The sequence below is a fragment of the Streptococcus mitis SK597 genome (assembly GCF_000148545.1).
Lineage (GTDB): Bacteria > Bacillota > Bacilli > Lactobacillales > Streptococcaceae > Streptococcus > Streptococcus mitis_C.
Window position 1 is genome coordinate 1 of sequence record NZ_AEDV01000009.1, and the last position, 3,690, is coordinate 3,690.

Annotated in this window: 2 protein-coding genes; one reads left to right on the forward strand and one right to left on the reverse strand. The window is 41.2% G+C overall.

Features of this window, described 5'->3' with window-relative positions:
* Positions 1 to 2: 2 nt before the first annotated feature.
* Positions 3 to 1,064: a DNA polymerase IV gene (gene dinB, locus SMSK597_RS04220; RefSeq protein ID WP_000904575.1), complete on the reverse strand. Its 1,062-nt coding sequence runs from the start codon at positions 1,062 to 1,064 to the stop codon at positions 3 to 5.
* Positions 1,065 to 1,302: 238 nt separating this feature from the next.
* Between dinB and pflB the strand changes: the two genes are divergently transcribed.
* A complete protein-coding gene (gene pflB / locus SMSK597_RS04225; protein ID WP_000260634.1) occupies positions 1,303 to 3,627 on the forward strand; it encodes a formate C-acetyltransferase in 2,325 nt (774 codons plus the stop codon).
* Positions 3,628 to 3,690 lie beyond the last annotated feature (63 nt).

Genomic DNA, 3,690 nt, shown 5'->3' on the forward strand with positions numbered 1-3,690 from the left:
GTTTAAAATCCAGTCACGGTAACTCCTAGCAGGCGGACACCTCTTTCTTTCTCGCTTAACTCTTCATAGAGTTGCAGGGCGATTTGGCTTATCTGACTAGCATCCTGTGTTTTTTGAGCAAGACTTTTTCGTTTGGTAAGAGTTGAAAAGTCCTCGTAGCGGATTTTCAGAATGACAATTTTTCCAGCTTTTTCTTGTTGATGTAGATTGAGAGCGACTCTTTCTGATAGGAGAGTCAGCTCTTTTTTGATGTCCTCCTCGGCACGGAGAATCTTTCCATAGGTTTTCTCCTTCCCGATTGATTTACGGATGCGATTGGATTTGACTGGGGAATTGTGGATGCCACGAGCCTTTCGATACAGGTCATAGCCCAGTCTGCCAAAACGGTCTATTAGGGTCACTTCAGGGACTTCAAGTAGATCAGCGCCAGTAAAAACTCCCATTTGATGAAGCCGTTCCACCGTCTTTTTTCCTACTCCATGAAACTTGGCCACGTCCATTTGTTTGAGAAAATCCTCAGCTTGGTCAGGTAGAATCACTGTCAGACCATGTGGTTTTTGATAATCGCTGGCCATTTTAGCTAAGAATTTGTTGTAAGAAACACCGGCAGAAGCAGTTAGATGAAGTTCTTGCCAGATATTCTCTTGAATGAGACGAGCAATTTTGACCGCTGACTTGATACCGAGTTTATTTTCTGTCACATCCAAATAGGCTTCGTCAATACTCATGGGTTCAATCAAATCTGTATAGCGCTTAAAAATCGCTCGAATCTGGAGTCCCACAGTCTTGTATTTTTCATAATTCCCTGAGATAAAGACTGCCTGGGGACAACGTTCATAGGCTTCTTTAGAACTCATAGCAGAATGGACACCAAAAGCTCGCGCCTCATAGCTACAAGTGGAAACGACACCACGCCCACCTGTTTGCCGAGGGTCGTTGCCGATAATGACAGGTTTTCCTCTGAGTTTAGGATTATCTCTGATTTCCACCGCAGCAAAAAAGGCATCCATGTCAATATGGATGATTTTTCTTGACAAATCATTTAACAAAGGAAAAATCAACATGCCTAGCCCCCTTTTTACCGCTTATTTTCTTTTATTATACCCTTTTTTCTGAAAAAAAGAAAAAAGGACTTTATTTTTTCAAAAATATAATACAGTTTGAAACAAAATGTAGACTGTTTTAGAAAAGAAAGTGTAAAAATAGGGAATTTTCACTTGTTGAAATCGGTTACTGTATGGTATACTTGACTCATGAATGTAACAGATGGTTGTTACTAGAAAGAAAAAAGAGGACATTAACATGGTTGTTAAAACAGTTGTTGAAGCACAAGATATTTTTGACAAAGCTTGGGAAGGCTTCAAAGGCGTAGATTGGAAAGAAAAAGCAAGTGTATCACGCTTTGTACAAGCTAACTACACACCTTACGATGGAGACGAAAGCTTCCTTGCAGGACCAACAGAACGTTCACTTCACATCAAAAAAATTGTAGAAGAAACGAAGGCACACTACGAAGAAACTCGTTTCCCAATGGACACTCGTCCAACATCTATCGCTGACATTCCAGCAGGATTTATCGACAAAGAAAATGAAGTTATCTTTGGTATCCAAAATGATGAACTCTTCAAATTGAACTTCATGCCAAAAGGTGGTATCCGTATGGCTGAAACTACTTTGAAAGAAAATGGATACGAACCAGACCCAGCTGTTCACGAAATCTTCACTAAATATGTAACAACAGTTAACGACGGTATCTTCCGTGCTTACACTTCAAACATCCGTCGCGCTCGTCACGCTCACACTGTAACTGGTCTTCCAGACGCATACTCACGCGGACGTATCATCGGTGTTTACGCACGTCTTGCTCTTTACGGTGCAGACTACTTGATGCAAGAAAAAGTAAACGACTGGAATGCAATCGAAGAAATCGATGAAGAAACAATCCGTCTTCGTGAAGAAATCAACCTTCAATACCAAGCATTGCAACAAGTTGTTCGCTTGGGTGACCTTTATGGAGTTGACGTTCGCAAACCAGCGATGAACGTTAAAGAAGCTATCCAATGGGTTAACATCGCCTTCATGTCTGTTTGCCGTGTTATCAACGGTGCTGCAACATCTCTAGGACGTGTGCCAATCGTACTTGACATCTTTGCAGAACGTGACCTTGCTCGTGGTACATTTACTGAATCAGAAATCCAAGAATTCGTTGATGATTTCGTTATGAAACTTCGTACAGTTAAATTTGCTCGTACAAAAGCTTATGACCAATTGTACTCAGGTGACCCAACCTTCATCACAACTTCTATGGCTGGTATGGGTAACGACGGTCGTCACCGTGTTACTAAGATGGACTACCGTTTCTTGAACACACTTGACAACATCGGTAACTCTCCAGAACCAAACTTGACAGTTCTTTGGACTGATAAATTGCCATACAACTTCCGTCGCTACTGTATGCACATGAGCCACAAACACTCTTCTATCCAATACGAAGGTGTAACAACAATGGCTAAAGACGGATATGGTGAAATGAGCTGTATCTCATGCTGTGTGTCACCACTTGACCCAGAAAATGAAGAACAACGCCACAACATCCAGTACTTCGGTGCGCGTGTAAACGTATTGAAAGCCCTTCTTACTGGTTTGAACGGTGGTTACGATGATGTACACAAAGACTACAAAGTATTTGATATCGAACCAATCCGTGATGAAGTTCTTGAATTTGAATCAGTTAAATCTAACTTTGAAAAATCTCTTGACTGGTTGACTGACACTTATGTAGATGCTTTGAACATCATCCACTACATGACTGATAAGTACAACTACGAAGCTGTTCAAATGGCCTTCTTGCCAACTAAACAACGCGCTAACATGGGATTCGGTATCTGTGGATTTGCCAACACTGTTGATACATTGGCAGCTATCAAATACGCTACAGTTAAACCAATCCGTGATGAAAATGGCTACATCTACGATTACGAAACAATCGGAGAATACCCACGTTGGGGTGAAGATGATCCTCGTTCAAACGAATTGGCAGAATGGTTGATCGAAGCTTACACTACTCGTCTACGTAGCCACAAACTTTACAAAGACGCAGAAGCTACTGTATCACTTTTGACAATCACATCTAACGTTGCTTACTCTAAACAAACTGGTAACTCACCAGTCCACAAAGGTGTATACCTCAACGAAGATGGTTCTGTGAACTTGTCTAAACTTGAATTCTTCTCACCAGGTGCTAACCCATCTAATAAAGCTAAAGGTGGATGGTTGCAAAACTTGAACTCACTTTCTAGCCTTGACTTTAGTTATGCAGCTGATGGTATCTCATTGACTACTCAAGTTTCACCTCGCGCTCTTGGTAAGACTCGTGACGAACAAGTTGATAACTTGGTAACAATCCTTGATGGTTACTTTGAAAACGGTGGACAACACGTTAACTTGAACGTTATGGACTTGAACGATGTTTACGAAAAAATCATGTCAGGTGAAGACGTTATCGTACGTATCTCTGGATACTGTGTAAACACTAAATACCTCACTCCAGAACAAAAAACTGAATTGACACAACGTGTCTTCCATGAAGTGCTTTCAATGGATGATGCCTTGGACGCATTGAGCTAATCAAGTTCTTGAATAATGAAATAAGGAACCCTCGGTCAGTCGACTGAGGGTTGTTTTTTGGGG

Coding starts and splice junctions, on each gene's coding strand:
- dinB (WP_000904575.1), bottom strand. CDS start 1,064: ATGTTGATTTTTCCTTTGTTAAATGATTTGTCAAGAAAAATCATCCAT.
- pflB (WP_000260634.1), top strand. CDS start 1,303: ATGGTTGTTAAAACAGTTGTTGAAGCACAAGATATTTTTGACAAAGCT.